The organism is Corallococcus sp. AB045 (genome assembly GCF_003668895.1).
GTDB lineage: Bacteria > Myxococcota > Myxococcia > Myxococcales > Myxococcaceae > Corallococcus > Corallococcus coralloides.
In genome coordinates, this window is record NZ_RAWN01000079.1 from 1 (window position 1) to 21493 (window position 21493).

At 67.2% G+C, this 21493-nt stretch carries 19 protein-coding genes and 1 other RNA gene; 11 read left to right on the forward strand and 9 right to left on the reverse strand.

The window, feature by feature from the left end; genetic code table 11:
* Nucleotides 1–76: 76 nt before the first annotated feature.
* Nucleotides 77–1441, reverse strand: coding sequence for a pitrilysin family protein (locus tag D7Y21_RS19945; protein ID WP_121715063.1), 1365 nt, complete (start codon nt 1439–1441; stop codon nt 77–79).
* Between the two features lie 107 nt (nt 1442–1548).
* Complete coding sequence (locus D7Y21_RS19950; protein WP_121715065.1) at nt 1549–2556, reverse strand: NAD(P)-dependent alcohol dehydrogenase; 1008 nt, start codon at nt 2554–2556, stop codon at nt 1549–1551.
* 158 nt (nt 2557–2714) lie between these two features.
* Here D7Y21_RS19950 and ssrA point away from each other — a divergent pair.
* Nucleotides 2715–3078, forward strand: a transfer-messenger RNA (tmRNA) gene (gene ssrA / locus D7Y21_RS19955).
* Between the two features lie 56 nt (nt 3079–3134).
* Nucleotides 3135–3359: a hypothetical protein gene (locus D7Y21_RS41510; protein WP_147469332.1), complete on the forward strand. Its 225-nt coding sequence runs from the start codon at nt 3135–3137 to the stop codon at nt 3357–3359.
* Nucleotides 3360–3679: 320 nt separating this feature from the next.
* Here D7Y21_RS41510 and D7Y21_RS41515 read toward each other — a convergent pair whose 3' ends face one another.
* The gene (locus tag D7Y21_RS41515) at nt 3680–3883 is read right to left on the reverse strand and encodes a hypothetical protein (RefSeq protein WP_147469333.1); all 204 of its coding nucleotides are present in this window, start codon (nt 3881–3883) and stop codon (nt 3680–3682) included.
* Between the two features lie 11 nt (nt 3884–3894).
* On the opposite strand from D7Y21_RS41515, the gene D7Y21_RS19960 reads away from it, so the two are divergent.
* Entirely contained in the window at nt 3895–4281 is a 387-nt protein-coding gene (locus D7Y21_RS19960; RefSeq protein ID WP_121715068.1) for a transposase, read from the forward strand.
* Nucleotides 4282–4881: 600 nt separating this feature from the next.
* Here D7Y21_RS19960 and D7Y21_RS19965 read toward each other — a convergent pair.
* Both D7Y21_RS19965 and D7Y21_RS19970 read right to left on the reverse strand, forming a co-directional pair.
* Entirely contained in the window at nt 4882–6042 is a 1161-nt protein-coding gene (locus D7Y21_RS19965) for an IS4 family transposase (protein ID WP_121715070.1), read from the reverse strand.
* Between the two features lie 90 nt (nt 6043–6132).
* Nucleotides 6133–6771, reverse strand: coding sequence for a hypothetical protein (locus D7Y21_RS19970; protein ID WP_121715071.1), 639 nt, complete (start codon nt 6769–6771; stop codon nt 6133–6135).
* A 529-nt stretch (nt 6772–7300) separates the two neighbouring features.
* Here D7Y21_RS19970 and D7Y21_RS19980 point away from each other — a divergent pair.
* Complete coding sequence (locus tag D7Y21_RS19980) at nt 7301–7441, forward strand: hypothetical protein (RefSeq protein WP_199735459.1); 141 nt, start codon at nt 7301–7303, stop codon at nt 7439–7441.
* A gap of 61 nt (nt 7442–7502) precedes the next feature.
* Here the strand turns inward: D7Y21_RS19980 and D7Y21_RS19985 are convergent, their stop codons facing one another.
* Nucleotides 7503–8015 carry a hypothetical protein gene (locus tag D7Y21_RS19985; RefSeq protein WP_121715073.1) on the reverse strand — a complete coding sequence of 171 codons (513 nt, stop codon included), beginning with the start codon at nt 8013–8015 and terminating at the stop codon, nt 7503–7505.
* A complete protein-coding gene (locus tag D7Y21_RS19990; protein ID WP_121715075.1) occupies nt 8015–9139 on the reverse strand; it encodes a helix-turn-helix domain-containing protein in 1125 nt (374 codons plus the stop codon). The genes D7Y21_RS19985 and D7Y21_RS19990 overlap by 1 nt, the downstream gene beginning before the upstream one ends.
* Nucleotides 9140–9706: 567 nt before the next feature.
* On the opposite strand from D7Y21_RS19990, the gene D7Y21_RS19995 reads away from it, so the two are divergent.
* Nucleotides 9707–10159 (forward strand): hypothetical protein, encoded by a 453-nt coding sequence (locus tag D7Y21_RS19995; RefSeq protein WP_121715077.1) that lies wholly within the window; start codon nt 9707–9709, stop codon nt 10157–10159.
* A gap of 738 nt (nt 10160–10897) precedes the next feature.
* Here D7Y21_RS19995 and D7Y21_RS43360 read toward each other — a convergent pair.
* Nucleotides 10898–11026: a hypothetical protein gene (locus D7Y21_RS43360; RefSeq protein ID WP_255427340.1), complete on the reverse strand. Its 129-nt coding sequence runs from the start codon at nt 11024–11026 to the stop codon at nt 10898–10900.
* A 366-nt stretch (nt 11027–11392) separates the two neighbouring features.
* A complete protein-coding gene (locus tag D7Y21_RS20010; protein WP_121715079.1) occupies nt 11393–12595 on the reverse strand; it encodes a hypothetical protein in 1203 nt (400 codons plus the stop codon).
* Nucleotides 12596–12819: 224 nt separating this feature from the next.
* On the opposite strand from D7Y21_RS20010, the gene D7Y21_RS20015 reads away from it, so the two are divergent.
* The 6 genes from D7Y21_RS20015 (at nt 12820) to D7Y21_RS20040 (ending at nt 21437) form a co-directional block, all read left to right on the forward strand.
* A complete protein-coding gene (locus D7Y21_RS20015; protein ID WP_147469334.1) occupies nt 12820–14544 on the forward strand; it encodes an FG-GAP-like repeat-containing protein in 1725 nt (574 codons plus the stop codon).
* A 439-nt stretch (nt 14545–14983) separates the two neighbouring features.
* A complete protein-coding gene (locus D7Y21_RS20020; protein WP_233612208.1) occupies nt 14984–17305 on the forward strand; it encodes a kelch repeat-containing protein in 2322 nt (773 codons plus the stop codon).
* 324 nt (nt 17306–17629) lie between these two features.
* The gene (locus D7Y21_RS20025; protein WP_120563724.1) at nt 17630–18001 is read left to right on the forward strand and encodes a hypothetical protein; all 372 of its coding nucleotides are present in this window, start codon (nt 17630–17632) and stop codon (nt 17999–18001) included.
* 371 nt (nt 18002–18372) lie between these two features.
* On the forward strand, nt 18373–19740 hold the full coding sequence (locus tag D7Y21_RS20030; protein WP_233591581.1) for a hypothetical protein: 1368 nt from the start codon (nt 18373–18375) through the stop codon (nt 19738–19740).
* Between the two features lie 150 nt (nt 19741–19890).
* Nucleotides 19891–20646, forward strand: a complete 756-nt coding sequence (locus D7Y21_RS20035; RefSeq protein ID WP_121715084.1) for a DNA alkylation repair protein — start codon at nt 19891–19893, stop codon at nt 20644–20646.
* Nucleotides 20647–20672: 26 nt separating this feature from the next.
* Nucleotides 20673–21437, forward strand: coding sequence for a hypothetical protein (locus D7Y21_RS20040; protein ID WP_199735460.1), 765 nt, complete (start codon nt 20673–20675; stop codon nt 21435–21437).
* The last annotated feature ends 56 nt before the right edge of the window (nt 21438–21493 follow it).

Below are 21493 nucleotides of genomic sequence, written 5' to 3' on the forward strand. Positions count from 1 at the left end.
GGCTTGGGGTGGTGGGCGCAGGCGGCGAGCGACAGCGCGGCGGCCAGGACGAGCGACACGGTAGCGCGGGTCTTCATCACGGCGTCCCTCCGGCGGCGACGGCCTTGGGGGTGAGGGTGAGGACGGTGAGGTTCTTGTCCTCGAGGTACTTCCTCGCGAACAGGGTGAGCTGCTGGGGCGTCACGCTGCCCAGCTGTTTCAGGTAGCTGGCGAGCGCGTCGGGGCGGCCCATCACGCCCGCGTAGAGGGCCAGGTCGATGGCCACGTCGCGCGGCGTCTCCAGGTCCATCAGCAGGCCGTAGCGCAGGTGGTCCTGGATGGCCTTCAAGCGCACTGCGTCCACCGGGCCGCCGGACAGGGCCGTCACCTCGCGGCGCAGCACGGCGTCCACGTCGGCGCGGAACTTCTCGTCCTGCAAGGTGGCGTCGATGGGGAAGAGGTACGGGTCGCGGTGGGGCGTGGTGTAGACGTTCAGCGACTCGACGTACTGCTTCTCCAGCACCAGTTCCTTGTACGCGGGGCTGGTGTCGCCCACGAGGTACTCGGCGAGGATGGACTGGATGGCGGCGTCGGGCGTGTCCGCGCGGGCGGCGGGCGTGTGCCACGCGAGCACGTGGCGAGGCTGGGTGGGCTGCGGCCAGTCCACGTGGACGGTGCGCTGCTTCGTCTGCGGGGGCTCGGTGGGGATGATGACGCTGGTGGGCTGGCGCTGCCATCCGCCGTAGGCCTTGGTCACCTGCGAGACGACCTGCGCGTCGTTGAAGTCACCGACGATGAAGAGGGTGGTGTTGGCGGGCGTGTACCAGCGCTCGAAGAACGAGCGGCTGTACGCGTACGCCTGGGGCATGGCCTGGATGTCTTCGTAGAAGCCCAGCGTGGTGTGCTGGTACGTGTGGCGGGTGAAGGCCGTCTTCAGCAGGGCCTCCTCCAGCTTGAGGTCCGGGCCCGCGGCGTTCTTGTGGTACTCGCCCAGGACGGCGAGCGCCTCCGTCTGGAAGGCCGGCTCGGAGTACTCCAGGTTCTGGAAGCGGTCGGCCTCCAGCGCGATGAGCTTCTCCAGGCCGGCGGTGGGGCCGTACACCTGGTACACGGTGATGTCGTCGGTGGTGAACGCGTTGTCGTCGAAGCCGAAGCCGCCGAGGATGCGCTCGCGCTGGCCCTCCGGGTTCGCCTTCGTCCCCTTGAACATCATGTGTTCGAAGAAGTGGGCGAAGCCGGTGCGGCCGGGCTCCACCTCGTTGCGTGAGCCCACGCGCACGGCGGTGACGTACGCGACGATGCCGGGCGAGTTGAACGGCACGCGCACCACGGTGAGCCCGTTGGGCAGGACCGTGGTGTTGAGCGTGTAGGGGAAGAAGCGGGTGGCGTCAGGAGGCTGCTGCGCGGACGCCGGGAGCACCGGCATCAGGAGCAGCAGCAGGAGGGGCAACAGGCGGCGCATGCGCGGACCCTTTCGGTGCTGGGGACGCGCGGGACGTTACGCCGGAGCCAGGCCTTGGGTGGGTGGCTTTCTGTCGGCGCATGTCTCCTGTGCGCCAGAGCCACGCCTCACAGGGTGATGACGATCTTCCCGAAGTGGCCTCCGGACTCCATGTACTGGAGGGCTTCGCGAGCCTGGGCGAAGGGGAAGACGCGGTCGATGACGGGCCGGGTCTTCTCCTGCGTCATGGCCTTGAGCATGTCCTCGAACATCTCGCGGCTGCCCACGTAGGTGCTGACGACGCGCAGGTGTTTGGAGCTGGTGGCGGTGGTGTCCGGCTTGCCGGGAGCACCGGTGAGCAGGCCGATGAGCGCGATGTGGCCGCCCTCCTTGGTGGCCGTGATGGAGCGGGGCAGCGTGCCCGCGCCGCCGACCTCCAGCACATGGTCCACGCCCTGGTTGCCGGTGAGGGTGAGCACCTCCTGTTCCCAGTCCGGCCGCTGGCGGTAGTTGATGAGCCACTGCGCGCCCAGCTGTTTCGCGCGCTGGAGCTTGTCGTCCTGGCTGGAGGTGATGAGGACGCGGGCCCCGAGGAGGCGGGCGAACTGGAGGGCGAAGATGGAAACGCCGCCGGTGCCCTGCGCGAGCACGGTCTGCCCGCGCTTGAGACCGCCCTGGGGGACGAGCGCGTTCCAGGCGGTGACGGCGGCGCAGGGGAGGGTGGAGCCCTCCTCGTAGGAGAGCCAGTCCGGGAGGAGGACGAGCCCTTCGGCGTCCAGGCAGACGTATTCCGCGAGGACGCCGGGGATGCCGCCGCCCAGCGCGTGGGCGACCTTCTCCGGGGTGCGTTCACCGTCGGTCCAGACCTGGAAGAAGGTGGGGGCGACGCGGTCGCCGGGCTTCACGCGGGTGACGCCGGAGCCCACGGCGACGACCTGGCCGGCGCCGTCGGAGCAGGGGATGAGGGGGAGCTTGAGGCCGGGGTAGGTGCCGCGGGCGATGATGAGGTCGCGGTAGTTGAGGGAGACAGCGTGGATGCGGACGAGCGCCTGGCCGGGGCCCGGTTGGGGCTGAGGCGTCTCCACGAGGGTCCAGTTGGAGGAGCCGGTGGGGGTGTGGAGCTCGTACGCCTGCATGGAGGGACTCCGGAAGGAAGGGGCTGCCTGAGGGGCAGGCAGGGGAGGGGATGGTGCAGGAGCGACTGTCGTGACTTCAGGAGGATTGACGGGGGGCGTTCAGCGGTTAATGTAGGTCGAGTGCGGAGCCGTTGGGGCCGCATGACGTACATCGAACCGGGGGCGACCTGGCTTCGACGGGGGCAATGACGTTCGAGACGCGTGCCGAGCTTGTTGGGTGCTCGTAAAACTTCCGACAACATCACAAAAGCCAACGACAACGTTGAGCTCGCGCTGGCTGCCTAACTAGCAGTCTTTAGTGCGCGGTCCCCCTGCTCTCGGTCCGTGGGGTAGGGATGGGCCGTCATAATGCGGACTGGTCGCCAAGGGTGCCTGGGCCCGAGGTGACGAGATCTTTCCAGGACCGGCATCAGGTATCCCGTCCGTGGGAGCCCTGGTGACGTAGCAAATCGCGGACTACGCACGTAGGGTCGAAGAGCCGACGGCTTTCGGACGAGGGTTCGATTCCCTCCGCCTCCACAGTGAAGCCTGGCAATCCAGTACGGGTTGCCAGGCTTTTTCTTTGGACGGGAGCCACCGTGAGCAACGTGACGCCGTACGACGACCTCTGCCCCATTACCTGTGATGCTTCCGTCCGGGCGAAGCTTGATGCGCTGCCAGAGGCTGTTCGTGAACGTCTGGAGCGAGCCGTAAAGGTGGATGCTGCGGTGCGCGGCTATCCTGTGCCGCTGCTGGTGGATCCGGTCGTGCCTCGCCCACTGTTTCCCATCGCTGTGCGCGTGGAGGGTCTGCGAGCCAGATAGGTGGTGGACTTCTTTACGAAGACCCTGGTGATCACGAACGTGGAGCAGATGGCCGACGACACCCGTGCGTAGGGTGCCGACACTCCGCGCCACTGCCATTCCTTCGTCACTGTTATCCAGGTCGCTGCCAGGGTAGCGCGGGTGCGGCGCTTCCAGTAGGCACAGCAGCTCCTGGTCCCGCAGGTCCACCAGATCGCCGGAGGCGGTTGCCTCCTTCAGTGTCTTTGCGCGCAGCGCGGGATTGGCGGACTTCAGCCAATGGTCGAGCACGCCCAGGATGCCGGGGCGGGCGCGCTTGTCAACGCGCCAGCGCGGCGTAGTCACGGCCTCAGCGAGGTGCGCAGCCAGCCGTTTCCCTTGTACGGGCACAGCACCTCGCGGCTGCCCCGGCGCGGACTGAAGCTGACGAGGGGCAGGGCGTGGATGAGGGAGCCCTGGGGGCCGGGCAGCAGCCCTAACAGGCTGTTGAGAAACCCCTCCGAAGGATCGACACCCCGCACCGCGACGTGGTGTCCTCCGCTCATCGGAGGCAGCGATGCGCGGGCGACCCAAGCAGCAGACGACGCTGTTCAGCTTGAGGACGCCGGGAGACCGGGTGCCCGCGGGCCATCCGCTGCGCAGGGTGAAGGACATGGCGGACGCCGCGCTGGCGGCGCTCTCGCCGACGTTCGAGGAGATGTACAGCGGCACCGGCCGGCCGAGCATCCCGCCAGAGCAGTTGCTGAAGTCCTGCCTCCTCATGGCGTTCTACTCGGTGAGAAGCGAGCGGCTGTTCTGCGAGCAGCTCGACTACAACCTCTTGTTCCGCTGGTTCCTCGACATGGGGATGGAGGACGCCTCCTTCGACCACAGCACCTTCTCTCAGAACCGGGACCCCGGTTCTTGGAGCATGACGTTGCCCGGAGATTCTTCATGGCGGTGATGCACCAGGCGCAAAGCGCGGGGCTCACCAGCAATGAGCACTTCAGCGTGGACTGCAGCCTGATTGAAGCCTGGGCGTCCCTGAAGTCCTTTCGCCCGAAGGACGAGAAGGACGACAAGAAGGAGCCGCCCGACGACAAGGGCAACCCGACGGTGAGAGTCACCCGACGCTCAACACGCTGGACGTCGACGTGGACCGGGTCAGGGTCTTCTTCAACGAGGTTAATCGCGACCGACACCTGGAGGTACTCAGCGTCGTGCCGTTCCCCGCAAGCATGAGCATGGTGTGACCGCAGTAGGCAGGGCATGCCCCCCTTAACCTGGGCATACCCTGCCGCCGTCTACCTGTCCCGGATGCGCTAGCAATGCGCCGGCGTGCGGACCGCATCGGGACGCATGCCGCGCGCATAAAGGGACCACTTGGTTCGGACCTGCCAGAACAGTGATTGGGATTGAGGGCAGACAAACGGCACCGACAGCATGGCCGGCGACCCTCGGGAGAAACTTCGTCAGCCCTCCGGATTCGGTTCCGCTCGAACGTCTTCCTGAGTCGGTTCCGGCTCAAAGCCCTCCGGGTATCTGAAGCATCCCCTCATCTGAATCAGATAAGTCCGAAGGCTTCTCGGAAGACGGCGTGCTCGCGAACGAGTTGTGCGAATCGCTCCACCAACGGGCGGAGTCGTTCATCGCTCATGCGCGGCATGGCCATGAAATAGTAGGTGCCTTGGGTGAAGAGCGAGTGCGTACGCCGTTTCACCGTATTCACCTTCAAATGCTTGTCGTACCCCAGTGCCTCCCCCGCGGCTCCCAGCAGCGTCAGAAGCACCTGGGCCAGGGCGCTGATGAGCAGCAACCGGTCTCGACGCTCGGGTGTCTTCACGCGCACCTGCTTCAGACCCATGCCGAACTTGAGGTCCTTCACGTCCCGGAACGTCTCCTCGATGGTGAATCTCCGGGCGTAGACGTCCAGCACCTCCTGGGCCGTGGCTTCCGTGAGGCTGGTGGCCAGGCACCAGGAGTCCTTCATGCCCTTGCGTTTCACACACACCACGGCCCCCACCTGCGCCATGGCTGCGGTGACGCGTGCGCCTCGGAGCACCTTCGCGCGTCCGCCTTCTGGGACCCACTCGGCCGCGCGCTTCGTCTCCGCATCCTCGGACGTGACAAGCATGTCCGCACGGAAACGCACCACGTACTCGAAGCCCAGTTGCCGCAGCAGCGCGTAGAACTTCGCATCCGCGAAGCCCCGGTCCGCGACCACCGTCACCTTCACCTCGGAGGCAATTATCTCGCGCAGTCGCTGAAGCGTCTGGTCCTCCACCAGTTGCCGGTTACCCACGGAGGCGGACTTCACCAGCGTCGTCCACAAGAGCGGCGTGGCCCGCCCATGCCGGGTGACGAGGCTGGCCACGAGCGTCTCCTGGTCGTCCTGCTCGAAGTCCGTCCAGTCCAGCGCGATGACGGCCTCGCTCCGCTCCGCCAGCACGAAGGGCACCCAGGACGCGAAAAGCTTCCAGACGTCGAAGCCCCCATTCGACAGCAGTCGGTCCACCTGCTTCACCGCGTGCTTGGACGTGACGTCCTCTCCACGCGCCCACGCCATGGCCTTGCCGATGGCCGCCACCGACAGGCTCGCCGCCTGCACAGCCCCCAGCGTCGCGTGCGACAGGGAGAGGATTCGTTTGACGTGCAGGTCCTCCTCGAACACTTCCGTCAGGAACGCCCGCACCTGCTCTTCGTCGATGGCCACCTTGCGCGTCATGGTGGCTGCCTCTTTGCGCGGATACCAGCGCCTTCGCACGCAGCCGCCGAGCGAGCGTGTGCTGATCAACTCGCTAGATGAGGGGATCCTTCAGTCCGGGTATGGCTCCGGTTGAATCACTGCACCGATGTCGATGACCTTGAGTTCCCCCAGCATGCAGCGACCGAGCTTCGGAAGGACGGCCGTCGCCGAAACGTCAATCGTGTCGCCGTGGTAAACCTGCTCCGGTTCCTGTTCCAAGTACACGTGGCCAGACACGTCGAGGACCCATTCGGGCTCATGATCCTCAAACGACGAGGTCTCCTCAGACTCAAGATCGAAGTCGCCCCCATACGCGTTCGTCATCGCCACTTCACTGGTGTACGCGCCGCTGTCTTCGATTTCACGCTCGACCAAGGAGCGAATCTCGTCCTTCAGGTTGTCGACGTCGTTATGCACTCTGACCGTCGGCAAGTGCTCTATGATGGCGGCTCGAATCGCTTGGGCGAAGGAGTAGGGGGCTGAGGGGGGCAACTGCCCCAGTTCGCCCAGCCGCTTGTCGATGAGCGCAAGGTCGAGCACGACATGCTGCACGGAATCGAGCGCCGCTTCCTCCTTCGATGCATTGAAGGACGCGTAGGTCTTGTAACCGAGTGCAGCCGCGAGCACCTGCTGCGCATGGCCGAGAGGCAGATGCTTGCCCAACTTGGCGCGAAAGGTGAACGCAATAGAAGAGAATGTAGTACCCATGGCAGGTCTCCGGTGCGCCTGGACGTCGAGCGATTACGCATCCGGCGCGGGGAGAAGCCAGGGCGTCGGTTGTCGCGAGGACTACAGAGGTACTCGCCGTTTTAAGCCGCTCGCAGCTTGGGCTGGCTGCCCTTTCAATAATTTACCACCCCAAGACCGGTAACGCAATCCAGGCCGGGCACGCGAGGGGAGACGCTGGGCATGGCCGCGACAGTGGCTGTGGAGCACAGTCTCGCAGGCCCGGGTAGGGGCCGCCCCTTCTGTCCGGACATGCCCCCCGTCAGCACCGAGTCCGCAGTTCTCATCCTGGCCGTGAGCCAGCTCCTGGTTCCGTTCCTCAACGGCCTGCTGTCGCGCCGGCAGATGAAGCACGAGTCCGCCGTGGACCAAGTGCCGCTGCTGGTGCCGTCGCTGGGCGCGGTGGCTCAGGACGTGCGCGACATCAAGACGGAACTGCGCGTGGTGAACGAGCACGGGGCGAAGCTCCAGACGCAGGACCTGCGCCTCCGCGCGCTGGAGGACTGGATGGGTGCCGCGCGGCCGCAGCTGCACCAGCAAGACGCTCACGCTGGAGGACGCGGCGCGCGCGGAGGCGAAGGTGAAGGCCTTCAACCGCGTGGCGTACCGGCCCGACGTGCTGGGCTTCCGCCGTCTGCCGTTGGTCTCTTAAAGAGACCGGCAGTGGGATGGCGCCAGCGTTGAAACAGAGGTGGTCAGTGCGACGGCACGGACTACTCTTCGGCCGACTCGCCTGTCTCGTCCTCGTCGTCGCGGGCGTTCTTGCGCCACTCGACCTGGTCCCGGAGGTCGAGCATCTCGTCGACAGTGATCGGCTGCTCGTTCGGGTTGATCCTGTTCCAGTGCTCGGCGTCGAACGACACCTGGACACCGTCGTCGACCATCGCGCTCACGCGGAGCGCGAGAGCCTTCTCCATCGGGAGACGAGGCGCGTCATCAATGTCGTAGTACGAGAACAATGTCTGCCCGGAATCCTTGTCCGTGCCGCGAGGAACCGCGTGCCAGCCGCGATACGGGCGGCCGGTGGCGCTGTCTTTTCGGATCTCGTGCTTGAGAGCAGCCTTCGCCGCCTTTGCCATGAGCTCACGCTGACTCGGGACGCGAGGTGGGGTGAGCCCCTGCTTGATCAGGTAGTCGGCGAACTTCACCGGGTCGATGTCTTCTGAACCAGTCTCCTCGCGATACATGCGCGCGAGCTTCTGAATAATCTGCTCTCTGCTAGCCATCACTGCTCCAGTTCTTGAAGAGGAACAACATCGCCCCATCCATCGATGGTCGCGGATGGCGAAACTGCGGATCGCACCTTTACCAAGTGCTTCGTGAACAGGTCGTAGCGTCGAGTGGCATGGCGGAGTTGGCCCGCAACAATTCCTGGGTGGACCTTGAGCGTGCGCGCGAACCCGATCATGTCGCGCTCCGGGAACAGGGGCGCCTTTACCGCGACGAACTTCTTCAATTTGTCCCTCGGAACACAGAAGTCCGCAGCTGCTTCGTTCGCGAGCCGCTCCTCTTCTGGAAGCTGGCCTTGCGCTGCAGTGGGACCTCCTTCGGGATGAAGGTCTGCGTCGACCATGGCTGCCGTGCGGCCGTCCCCTCTGAGCACATGCTCGATTTCATGCCGCAGGACGAACCAGAAGTTGTCGATCCTGTCCATGCGGAGCGTCATCGCAATGACTGGTGACGTGCCGTTATTCACCCAGAAGCACACCCCATCGATCTTCGCACTCCCGAGCGTTTCGACGATCAGGAAGCGGACGCCGCACTCAGCGAGGATCTTCGGCACGTGCCGCGTCTCCACCGGGTCCACCATCAGCGGACGCAGTTGCGACAGAGCGGCCCTGAGCGTCGCCTCCGAGTAACGCGGGACAAGTACCTCTTGAGCAATGCGGTGAGCCCGTCGAAGCCACGCTGCCTGAGAGGGAGTTACCGGGCCGCCCGCGTCGGACTTCTTCGCGGCGTGGGGAAGCACCTCAATGTCGTCCGGCGACCCCACGCCGAAGAAGCTGGCGAGGGAGGCTTCGATGCGCGGATCTCGGACGTCCTGGACGGACAACCATCCGCGCTTGATCATGTCCGCCACCGGCAGTTTTCCGAAGAGTTCCGCCCGCCGTGCCATCGCTGGGTCCGGTCCGCGAGAGGTGACACGCGCCAGCGCGAGTTCGAACTGCGATTGGACGTCCATGAACTGCTCTGCGGGGACGCCAAATACGCCCTCGAGCAGAAGGGCCATCTCTCCGTCGATGCGTGTCTTGTCCGCAGTGAGTCGGTTGATCACCGACACGTCACGCCCCAGGACGGTCGCCAGCACTCGCTGGGTCCATCCGCGCGCCTCAAGGAGTTCGCGGAGCATCTGACCTGGCGTTCGGGGCGACGTCTCGTTGCTCACTCCCCACCAGTATCAAGGTGGGTGGTAGTAGGCAACATCGAAATTGCGATTTTTCGCTGTTTCGACCTTGAAGTGTCCACTGCAGGACGTAGGGAGTCTGTCCTGAGTATTTCCTCTGGTCCTCCGGCTGCGCTTCTCAGCCGAACCAGCCGGGTCTCCCTGTCCATGGGAAGCGCAGCCGCTGCGCTTATAGGGACTACTCGATGATCACCCCCACGTCCTGAAAGTAGCTTCTGGTTGCCCGTGGCCCGGTCCGAAGTTCTCACGTGTAATCCCGGCACGATGCATGTGGCCATGACGCTCCAGTACCTTCTGCCGCCGGTTTCCTATCTTCCCGCTTTGCTGCGACCGTTCCCCGTCACACGCGTCGCCCAGGTCGCCCACTGAAGTGCGAAGAACGGCCTACTGGAATCGGGTGCCGCGCGTCTGAGGCACCCCTTCTTCGTGGTGCAGCCCAACCCCCAACGGGAGCAACACCATGAAGAAGCGTCTCACCCTGGCTGCGTGTCTCGCGGTTGTCCTCACCGCGCGGTGGCCCTGGCACAGGCGTCCACTGGCGCCAGCTCCAGCATCCTGGACGCGCTGCTCACGCCCACCAACATCGCCATCGCGGCCGTCAGCGTCATCGGACTCTTCTCGGGCGTCTCGTGGCTCACCGAGACGCGCAAGCGGTGCATCGCCCTGGCCGTCTACCACGCGTGCCACGTGATGGAGGACATCAAGGCGGAGTGCAAGGCGGCCGGGAAGTCGTACCCCTTCGTCGACATCACGGAGGCGGCCCTGGGCAATGCGAACGAGTACATGGTCGCCAACGGCTGGCGCACGCTGAAGCCGCGTGAGCAGGCGTCCGCGACGCTCCAGTTCAAGTCCCTGCACGGCGAAGCGAAGGTGCAGGAGCAGGCCCTGTCGGTCGCGCTCGGTGCCGTCACCGCGAAGGCGGCCGTGGAGGGCGCGGTCCCTTCGATGCGCCGCGGGCAGCAGTAGCCGCGGGGCTGTCGCGGGTACTGAGCGATGTGCCGGTGCGGACCGTACCTGGAGGCCCAAGCGGGCGTCTCCTCTCTCTCAGGCGCCTACGCGCGCCTGGAGGGCGGGGCCCGGCTCCGGCAGAACCTCGGCGTGTTCGGCTTTGCAGAGGCGAACCAGCTCGAGCGGACGGCTGGAGCGGGTGTGCGGTGGACGTTCGGCTGATGAATCACAACGGCCCACCCTGGTTTCTCAGGGCGGGCCGTTTCTGTCACAGTAGGTTGTCATTGAGAGCCTTTGTTGCGCTCTCATATCTTCCACGGCTCTTGATCTGCCGCGTCCGAGCAAGCTGCTCGGCCGAACTCACGAATGGAGAGCCAGGGATATTGTCAGTGCTTTTGAGCAGGTTATACAGCTGGAGGTCCGCCATGAACTCCGCGCGGGCCTCACGATATTCTTTCAACAGCTCGTTCTTTTGCTCTTCCGTTACCGGCAACTGATTGTGCCTCCTGGGCCAATGGTCGGTGGCCCATCCCCAACGCTAGCGCTGTTCGCGGACACAGTGAACCCGTGCACCTCGTGCTCTGGCATGGAGTCCTGGTGGGCCATGGCGCCTGCCGCGTCCAGCCAAGCGCCGCAGCTGGCGCACCGGTAAATGCGGCAGCCCCCGGCCAGTACCCGCGCAGCCACCTCCGTGTGCAGCACCAGCAGTTCCAGGGCTCCAGACGGCCGGGCGCAGGGGATGCCGGCGCGGCGCAACTAGGCTGTGAGCGCCTCCACTCGAGCCCAGGCCTCGCGAGGCAGGCGCAACCCGTCGATGCGCACCGTGGCGCCTGCGGGCGCCCGGCGCCGCTCCCGCGGCGTCTTCGTCTTGTCGTGGGTGGGCACGGCGCGGACATCGCACGCGCGGGCACGAGCGCCGAGGGTGTCGGTTCTACCGACCTCCCTGGCTGTTGGCTTCCGTCGCGCCTGCCGCCCAGAGGATGTGGTCGCGGAAGCGAAGGGCCAGGAGCGCTAGAGGCACCACTCCTGGCTCTTCGAGGCCAACCCCGAGCCGGCAAACTCGGGTGCAACCAGCCCTCCTGCAAACTACCTCCGACAGCAGCGCCAGGGGAGGGCCTACCGGGTGATGTCATGGATGCCCTCAGCCACAACGTGGCAGCTCGGGCGCCGTGCGATCACCGTGCAGGTCCGGCAGAACTCCTGAAACGACAGAGCTCCTTCTTCAGTGCCTGGAGGGGCGGGGAGGGGACCTCAGTGGATGCGCGCCGGCGTCTCCTGTTCCCGTGCTGCCGGGGATGCGCGTGGCACGGCGGCCGGGGCCTTGGGCGCGTGGGCCACTCCCTCCTCGCGGTAGCGCCGCACCAGCGTTTCCAGGTGCCCGCTGTCCAGGGAGGTGTGGAGGGCCTGTGCGGCCTTTTGAAGCAGGGCCCGCTCGGGTCCGGTCACGGCGAGGTCCGCGGCGGCGAGCGCGTTCAAGGACTCCTGGAGGACTTCACGCGCGCTGGCCGGCGCCGAGCGCAGGCGTTGGAGCCACTCGGACTCATCGTCCACGAAGCGCACCAGCGTCTCCCGGCGCCGCGCCGGGGTGAGCCGGGAGAGCTCGTGGGTGAGCACGGCGGACTCCTCCTCGCGGAGGCGGCCGTCGGAGACGAAGAGGAACCACGCGCTCTCCAGCAGCAGGCTCTCGTTGCGCGGCGCCACCTCGCGCAGGGCCGCGTCGGCGTCCTCCAGCGCGCGGCGCAGCCGCACGTAGCGCAGCATGGAGTCGCCCAGCCGCCGGGTGCGCCGCCAGTTGTCCACGGAGGACGTCACCACGTTCAGGAAGGGCACGATGTTGCGCGCCACGCTGTCACCCAGCAGCTTCGCCCCCAGGTCCTCGCCCAGGTCGGTCGCCTTCGCTTGCGCGAGGTGCTCCACGCGCTCCAGGCCGAGCGGGTCCTCTTCCTCGTCGTGCTCCCCGCCTCGGAGGAGGGCGTAGAGCCGCGAGAAATCCGCGGGGTCCTCCGGGTCGAAGCGGATGTGGAAGGCGCTGGCCAGGTCGCACGCCAGCCGCAGGTGGATGAGGGCCCGCACGAGCATCTCCGTCGTGACGACAATCCCCGATGCGGGAAGGGCCACCATCAACCCGGCGACGCCCGCGTCCACCGAGGCCGCGGTGATGCCGGTGGTGACCGAGCCACTCCCCGCGCCGGTGAGGAAGGCCGCCTCGCAGGCCTGCCGGATGTGGGTTTCGGTGGTGTCAGCGCCCGTCCCCTTCGCCGCGGCGACCGCGTGCAGCCGGTGCGTGTCGTAGTGCCGCAGGTAGATGGACAGCAGCTGGGTGAACCAGCGCCCCGTGCGCAGGTCCCTGGGGGACAGCTCCTGCAGCAGCGCCCTCGTCAGCTGCCAGGAACGCAGGAGGACCGCCGTGCCTTCCTCTGGCTCCCGTGGGATGACTTCCAGTGTCTCCGTCATGGTTCCTCCTCGCGGACTCGCGGCCGCAACTGAAGGATGTGGAGACCTGGCTGGCCCGGCACCCGTCCCCCTGAAGTCCCCCCAGACCCGCGCGAGCGACCGCCGCGCGGATTGGCAAGCAGCACGTCCGTCAGGTGGATCGCTTCCAGGCCCGGCCGGTAGGCTGCCTCCCCACTCGAAAGGGGTTGCCGTCTTCCATTCCAACCCCTTGGGGGAGAACCATCGTGTCGTTGCTTCGACGTGCCCTGTGGCTCGCGGTGTCTGGAGTTGTCATCAATGGATGTGGTGGAGAGGTCCAGGCGCCCGTGCGGGAGCCGGACCTCTTCGTGAAGTCGGATGCGCTCTACTCCGAGAACGGAGTCCAGCTCTGGTCGCTCACGGACCCGGTCATCCCGGTCTGCTGGCTGACCCCCGGCTACGACGTGGACAAGCAGCTCATGAAGGAGTCCCTCGCGCGCACCTGGGAGTTCGAATCCCAGGTCCGATTCACCTGGACTGAGGAGTGCCCCACCACGGGCACCACGAAGTACGTCCGCCTCGAGTTGATACCGAGCGCGCCCACGGATAGCGGAGGAGGCATCGTGAGCGTGGGGATGGCGGGGGCCTTTCGCCTGCCATCGCAGGGCAGATCGGGCTACATCGACCTGCCCGGGACCCACTTCTCGGGCCGGCTCAGCCGCCTGCAATATCTCGCCTCCCACGAGCTCGGGCACGTGATGGGCTTCAACCACGAGCAGCACCGCGACGACGCCCAGGCCCCGTGCAGCGCGAATGTGAACCTCGGTCAGGCGTACACCCGCTACGACCGCAACTCGCTCATGCAGTCCATGAACGCCTGCAACAGCAATATGTCCGAGGACCTGAGCGCGTTCGACAAGGTGGGCGTGGCCAGCGTGTATGGCCCGAGGCGCTGGACCGACCAGTTCTGGACCCTGGGTGACGCCCCCGGGGAGACCCTGCGCCAGTTGGCGGACGTGGATGGGGACGGAGACGACGAGCTCATCTACTTCCACAGCGACGGCGTGCGCGTGGCCGCGGCGAACGCCTCGCAGCGGACCTTCCAGCTGGCCCAGGTCTGGCTGGCGGACTTCGGAACCAGCGCGGGCTGGAGCGGTACCCTGCACCCCCGCTCCGTCGGCGACGTCAACGGAGACGGCCGGGCCGACATCGTCGGCTTCGGCGAGAACGGCGTCTCGCTCTCCTACTCCACGGGCTTCAGCTTCACGCCGGGCGCCTTCAGCTTCGTCGGCTTCCACCATGCCAGCCCGAACTGGCCGAGCGCCCTGGCCGCGCCGCGCATGCTCGCGGACGTCAACGGCGACGGCACCGACGACATCATCGGCTTCAACGGCAGCGGCACCGTGGTCTCGCTGTCGCAGTGCACGGGAGCCCTGTGCACCGCGAGCACGCAGTTCGCGGCCCCCGTGGTGGCCCTCGCCGCCTTCGGCAGCTCCGCCGTGCAGGGCGGCTGGGACGGAGTGCGCCACCCCCGCCGGGTCGCCGACGTGAATGGCGACGGCAAGGCGGACATCGTGGGCTTCTCGGAGTGGGGCGTCATCGTGGCGCTGTCCACCTCCACCGCGACCACCGCCTCCTTCGCGCCGCCGGCCCTCTGGGTCGCCGACTACGGAGCGGACCCCAGCGTGGGAGGCTGGGCCACGGCGGATTACCCGCGGTACCTGGGCGACCTCAACGCGGATGGCCGCGCGGACATCATCGGGTTCGGTCATGACTACGTCTGGGTTTCGTTCTCCACCGGCACGACGTTCCTCCCGGCGCAGCGGGTCCTGAAGAACTTCACCGTCTCCGGCGGAAGCTGGCAGGCCGCCTTCCCACGCTTCATCGGAGACGTGGACCACGACGGGAAGGTCGACCTGGTGGGAAGCCGCCCGCTGGGCACCCAGGTATTCCTGGGCAAGACGTTCGACGCGAACGCCCTCGCGCCGTAGCCCGGCTCCGCCCCTGCTCGAGGGAACGGGCAGTGACGCACTGACGTGGATGGCTCCCTGCCCCGCCTCTCCGGCGCCCCCGGGGAAGCGGGGCTTTTTCGTGTCCGCGGCATGTAACAACCTTGTTCCTTTGCACACGAAACACCCGGTCCCACCCAAATCAATACAATCAAATAATAAAGAAATATATGTGTCGACGACGAGCAGTGTCGCGCCGGGGACCTACAGCGGCGGCTTCCTGACGAACCAGTCGGACCGGGGTCCAATCCCAGATGCACCATGGGCAAGCTTGAAGACAAGCTCGCCCATGCTCTTTCCATACCCCGGGCGGAGGGGCGCCTCCCTGGAGTCAACCCGGGAGGCGCTGTCACGCCTTTGCGCTACAGTGCCCGCCGCTTCATGCCGCGTGCAGCCTTCTTCCGTCAGACAAGGAAATCCCGTGTCTTCACTGCGTTTGTCCGCAGTCCTCCCGCTCGTGCTGGCGTTGCTCGCCGGCTGTGACTCCGAGCCCCCCACCAGCGTGTCCGGGTCGGGTGCGATGCAGCTGACCGTCTACACCGCCGCGGCCGTGCCCGGGGACGTCTCGCGCGTCACCGTCACCGTCTCCGGCGCGGACATGGTCTCGCTCTCCAAGGACCTGGTGCTCACCAGTGGCGCGTGGAGCGGAGTCATCAGTGACATTCCCGCGGGTCTCCAGCGCACCTTCGTGGCGCAGGCCTTCACCTCGTCCAACACCCTGCGCTACGAGGGGCGCGTCGAGAACGTCACCGTCACCGCCGGCGCCACGGGGCTGGTGACCCTCACCCTGCAGGATGTCTCCGTCCCACCGCCCTTCACCAACGAGGCGCCCATCCTCGACTCCCTGTTGGCCACGCCCACCACCGTGGCCCCGGGGGGCAGCGTCACCCTGACGGCCACGGCCCATGATCCCAACGCGGGTGACACCGTGAGCTTCTCCTGGGCGGCTCCCTCGGGCAGCTTCTCCGCGCCCACCTCGGCGAATACCACCTGGACGGCGCCCGCCCAGCAGGGCCCGGTGACCCTGGTGCTCACGGTGAGCGACTCGCGCGGCGCGACCCTGTCGGTGAACCTGACCTTGAATGTCTCCGCGGGCAGTGGCGCGAGCACCGTGAATGCGGATTTCAACGTCGCGCCCAAGGTGGTGACCCTGACGTCCACGCAGTCCTATCTGAACGTGGGCGCGCAGACGGCGCTGTCCACCTCGGCCACCGACGCGGACGGTGACCCGCTCAGCTATCAGTGGAGCGCCACCTGCGCGGGCAGCTTCACGGGCGCGAGCACCGCCACCGCGACCTTCACGCCCTCGGCCCTGCCCGCGGGGGCGTGCAACAACTGCCAGCTGAACGTGGTGGTGAAGGACGGCCGCGGGGGACAGAACACGGGCCGCCTGATGCTGTGCGTGTCCAAGGACGCCGTCGTGCGTGCGCCGCCGACGATGACCCGCGCCACCCAGTCGAGCCAGACGGCCACGGCCGGCCAGGTGCTCACCTTCGAGGTGAACGCCACGGATCCCGCGGGCCTGGCCCTGAGCTTCACCTGGGCGGTCAACGTGGGCACGAGCGGCACCCCGAGCACGGGGGCCAGCGGCAGCATCCTCACCTGGACGGCGCCCTCGTGTCTCAACACGGGCGTCACCCCGACCCTCGTCGCCACGGTGGGCAACACCCTGGGCCTGAAGGCGACCCAGAGCTTCACGGTGACGGGCCTGCCGGCGTGCCCCTCGGCCTTCTGGGCCGCGACGAGCTCGATGTTCAACCTCCGCACCGATCACACGGCGGTCCTGCTGGGCAATGGCAAGGTGCTGGTCTCGGGGGGACGCAACAACATCGTTGGCCACATGGCGTACTCGGAGCTGTACGACCCGACCGCGGGCACCTGGAGCTCCGTCAGCTCCATGCCTTCGGATCGCTCCGGACATGCGGCGGTCCTGCTGGGCAATGGCAAGGTGCTGGTCTCGGGGGGAACCAACAGCATGGGCTATGCGGCGGCGTCGCTGCTGTACGACCCGGCCACGAGCAGCTGGAGCACCTCCGGCTCCATGTTCTCCCCGCGCTACCAGCACACGGCGACGGTGCTCTCCAATGGCAAGGTGCTTGCCGCGGGGGGATGGAACTCCAGTGGCCTTACGTCGATGACGGAGCTGTACGACCCGGCCACGGGCACCTGGGCCTTGAGCGGCCCCATGGCCGTCCCGCGCGATGTCCATACGGCGACGCTGCTCTCCAATGGCAAGGTGCTCGTCACGGGGGGGCTCAACAACGTCGGCTACCAGGCGACGGCGGAGCTGTATGACCCGGCCGCGGGCACCTGGAGCGCCACCGGCTCCATGACCTCTGTGCGCGGCTATCACGCGGCGACGCTGCTGCCCAATGGCAAGGTGCTCGTCACGGGGGGCGGGGGCAGTGGCGTCCTGGCGACGGCGGAGCTGTATGACCCGGCCACGGGCACCTGGAGCGCCACCGGCTCCATGTCCGCGGCGCGCCACTCCCACACGGCGACGTTGCTCAACACGGGCAAGGTGCTCGTCACGGGGGGATGCTGCGCCGTTGGCGGCGCCCTGGCGACGGCGGAGCTGTATGACCCGGCCACGGGCACCTGGAGCGCCGCCGGCTCCATGGTCCAACAGCGCTTGGAGCACACGGCGACGCTGCTGGCCAATGGCAAGGTGCTCGCCCTGGGGGGATATCGCGCCTTCGAAACCAATAGCGAGCTGCGGGCGGCGGACCTGTATACCCCCTGAAGCCCACCGGCTCGGGTGCCTGAGGTGGCGGCGGGGCTTTCCCCGCCGCTCACTGGAGGGCACGGGGGCCTCCTCGTCCAGGTTGCGCACACATTTCGGACGGGCGAGAGGCGCCTTCTGCCTGCCAGCGCCGATCGCGCTGTCGAAGCTGGCGGCCTGATGACGACCCACCCGGTGTCTCCACAATCTCGAACGCGAAAAAGAGGTGAGGGGGAAATACCGTCCCGCACGTTGCTTCGAGCGGAAATGCAGAAACGCTTTTCCGGAGCCCCACGCCCATCCTGGGCGCGGAGGCCTCAGCCAACGGCATAAGGGGACAACACAATGAAGCGAGCGTCCATCGTTGTTGCGGCGGTGATGATGTCGGTCGGATTTGCCAGCACGGCCCTGGCGGCCCCCATCACCGTGAATGGCTACGTCTGCGCGGCGACGTACACCCGGCAACCCAACGTCACCTACGGCCAGGGCTACGTGGTCGTGCAGGTGAACACCGGGGCGAACTGCACAGGGAGCTTCGTCGGCAACTACTACTACCTGGGCTCGGACGCCTCGGCCGGCGGCTACGAGTACAGCGAGGCCGAGCGCCTGGGCCTGTTCGAGCGCGCCACCCAGGCCGCCACCCAGGGCACGCCCGTCAGCCTGTATGTGGAAGGCGCGGGCATCGGCATCCTCAACACCACCTACCGCGGCAACTGACGGCGGACGGGCTCTCGCGCTCCTCTCCGACGCATGAGGTGCCCGGGGCGGTGGGGCCCATGACGTCGAAGCCATTCCACCCCGCGGTGGTGCCGACCCTGCCCGAAGTCCCGGGCAGTGGCGCGGTGCCACCATCCCGCGTGCCCCGCCAGCCCATGGTTCGCGCGAGCGCCCGACGCACCTTCCGTTGCAACACAGGGGAGGTCCGCATGGCGAGGCAAGTGGTCACTCGGAAGGTCCGGCGGGGAGGGGGCACCCTGCCGCGCAGCGCCGCGAAACGTGCTCGGGGGAGTCCGTCGGAGACGGCCCTCCTGGAGGAGTCACCTGCCGCGAAGGCCTCAGCGCGAGGCCCCGGTGCAACGGCGCCGGCCGTGGACATCCGGAACCTGCCTGCCTGCATCCGCGAAGTGGCGCTGGCGGCGCAGGACACGGACCCCGGCCCGCCAGAGCCCACCGACTATCACCAGCTGCGCGGCCGGCTCGAGGCGGCGCGGGCCACACTGCCTCCGCTCTACCGCGACGCGGTCCTCGTGCCCTACCTGAAGACGTTGGACAAGATCGGGCCCCAGGGGTTCGCCGATGCGCTGGTGCGCGACCCACGGCGTGAGTCCGAGGCCGGGCTCCTGATGGACGCGGCACACGCCATCCTCCAGAACGGGGAGGGGTACCAGCGCATCGCCACGGATGCGTTCGAGGAGGTGGTCAGCGACCTGTACGACGGTTTCCTCAGCGCGGAGGATCGCCGGGGCGTTCATCCACCGGACCAGGGCACCCTCGCGCCGCTGGTGAAGTGGGGGAACCCGGACTTCGGGCCGTACACGTGGCCGGTGGACGCGACCTTCTCCGTCCTGGGGCTGGAGTGCGGCATCGTCAACCTCCCGCCCTCGCAGGGCCGCGCGGGCCTGCTCGCGTGGGCCGCGCTCGGACACGAAGTCGGTGGGCACGACATCCTTCACGCCGACATCGGGCTCGCGGAGGAGCTGTCCACCGTGGTCTACGACCGCCTCCAGAAGCAGGGCCTCTCCGCCCTGGCGAACTACTGGGCCCGGCGCATCGACGAGACGGCCTCGGACGTGCTCGGCATCCTCAACATGGGGCCTGCCGCGGGCATCGGCATCATCGGGTACTTCCGGGGGCTGGACACCGCGTTCGGCGGGGCCGGGCGCCTGAGGAACGTGGGGGGCTCGTCGGATCCACACCCCGCCGACATCGTCCGGGGCTACCTCGCCGGGAGTGTCGTGAAGCGCCTGCGCTTCAGCCAGGCGGAGGCCTGGGCCCAGGTCATCTTCGACGAGGTGGACAAGGACCTGAACCCCGCGGAGCTCCGGCTGGGCACCCAGCGCGTGACGCCCGAGCAGGCGCGCCTGTCGGCGGACCTGGTCGCGGACGCCATCATGACCCATCGCGCGAAGGCGCTCGAAGGGCAGTCGCTCGCGTGGATCCAGAACTGGCGGAACCATGACGAGCAGCGGGTGCAGCAATTGAGGCGCCGGCTCGCGACGGGCGTGGGCAACCTCACGGAGGAGCTCTCGACCGGAATCTACGCCGCGCACGTCGTCGCGGCGGGCGTCGTCGCCGGCCTGACGGAGCAGGCCGACGTGCGCAAGATCTTCGACCGGATGGTCCGCATGCTCAAACAGATGCACGACCGGAACCCCGCCTGGGGGCCGCTGTTCGTCCGGCACCGGGGCGACGTCGTGCCGCACTTCATCTATCCCTTCCCAGCCCGGAGGACGTGAGTCGGTCCCCTCCGCCTCCATCGTGAAAGCGCCTGGCAATCCAGTACGGGTTGCCAGGCTTCGGCTGCCCGGCTCTTCGCCAGGGCCCGGCCGGCCGTGGACCCTCCGCTTGAAGTGAATCCCCAGCAACTGGTGCAGGATGGCGGCGCAATGCGCGCGACCCCTGCCGTGACCGAAGAGCTTCGACGCACCCTGAAGGCGCGGAGTGACCCTCGCCTCGCCGAGGCGACGCGCCGCTACTTCCCCACGGACATCCGAGCCCTGGGGGTCCGCAACGCGGAGGTGCGGAGAATCGCCGATGCGTTCATCAAGGAGCGGGGCCTGTCGCCCGAGGACCGCCTGGCGGTGACCGAGGACCTGCTCGCCCAGGCGACCCACCACGAGGAGGTGCTGCTGGGGTTCGCAGTGGTCCGCAAGGCGGTCGGGCGCTCGTTCGACGAGTCACTGCTGGACCGCTTCCGGTACTGGTTGGAGCACTCCGTCTGGAATTGGGCCCAGTGCGACGACCTGTGTCTGACGGTGCTCTATCCGTTCTTCCTCACCCGGACGCCCGCGCTCACCCGAATCCAGCACTGGACCGGATCCCGTTCCCCCTGGTGTCGGAGGGCGGCGAACGTCGCGCTCGTGAAGTTCGTGAGCCGCAGGATTCGATCATCCAGGTACATGCTGCCCCGCGACGTGGTTCTCGGAAATGCACGCCAATTGCTGTTGGATCCAGAGCCGTATGTGCAGAAGAGCGTGGGGTGGCTGCTGAAGGTGGCGGCGGACCACCACCGGGAGGCGGTGGTGGCGTTCATCCAAGAGAATATCTCCGGGATGCAGCGGGACACCCTGCGCTATGCCATTGAACGGCTGGAGCCGGAGCAACGCAAGGCGCTGCTGGCGCTGGAGTACAAGACATCATGAGCTTTCCTTCCGATACGGAGCGAGTCATGCGAAGCCTCATTCTCTGGACCCTGCTGTTGTTCTCCACGACAGCCCTTGCCGAGGAGACACGGCTGGTCGTGAGGGCTCGGGCCCGGGACGGTAAGTTCATCGGGACGTCCATGGGGGGCGTGCGAGTGGTGCTCCGGGATGGGCAGACCGGCCAGCTGCTGGCCAGCGGTGTCACCGCCGGCTCGACAGGCAACACGCAGACGCTGATGAAGCAGCCACAGGTGCGGGGCGCGCCGCTCGCGGATGCGTCCTCCGCGAAGTTCACGGCCACCCTGGACATCGCCGAGCCGCGGCTGGTGACGGTGGAGGTGTCCGGGCCTCTGGCGCAGCGGCAGGCGCTCGCGACCAGCACGACCCAACTCTGGCTGCTGCCCGGCAAGCACATCGAGGGCGATGGCCTCATCCTGGAGCTGCCTGGCTTCGTGGTGGATGTGCTGACGCCATCCGCTCACGAGTTCATCAAGCTCGCCAAGGACAAGAAGCTCACCGTCCCTCTTCGCGCCAACCTCACCCTCATGTGTGGCTGCCCGACGGAGCCCAAGGGGCTCTGGGACTCCAGTCGGTATGAGTTGCAGGCCACGGTGAAGCTCAATGGAAAGCCGCTCACCGGGGTCCCCCTGAAGTACGCGGGGAAGACCAGCACCTTCGAGGCGGAGCTCTCCGTACAGCAGCAGGGCGCATACGAAGTCACGGTGACTGCGTACGACCCCGTCACCGGCAACACCGGCGTGGACTCCACCACGTTCATCGTCGAGGGGTGATGCGCCAGGGGGGGCGCCCCGTGGCCTGGCCCCACGTAGACGGGTTTCTCCTTGGG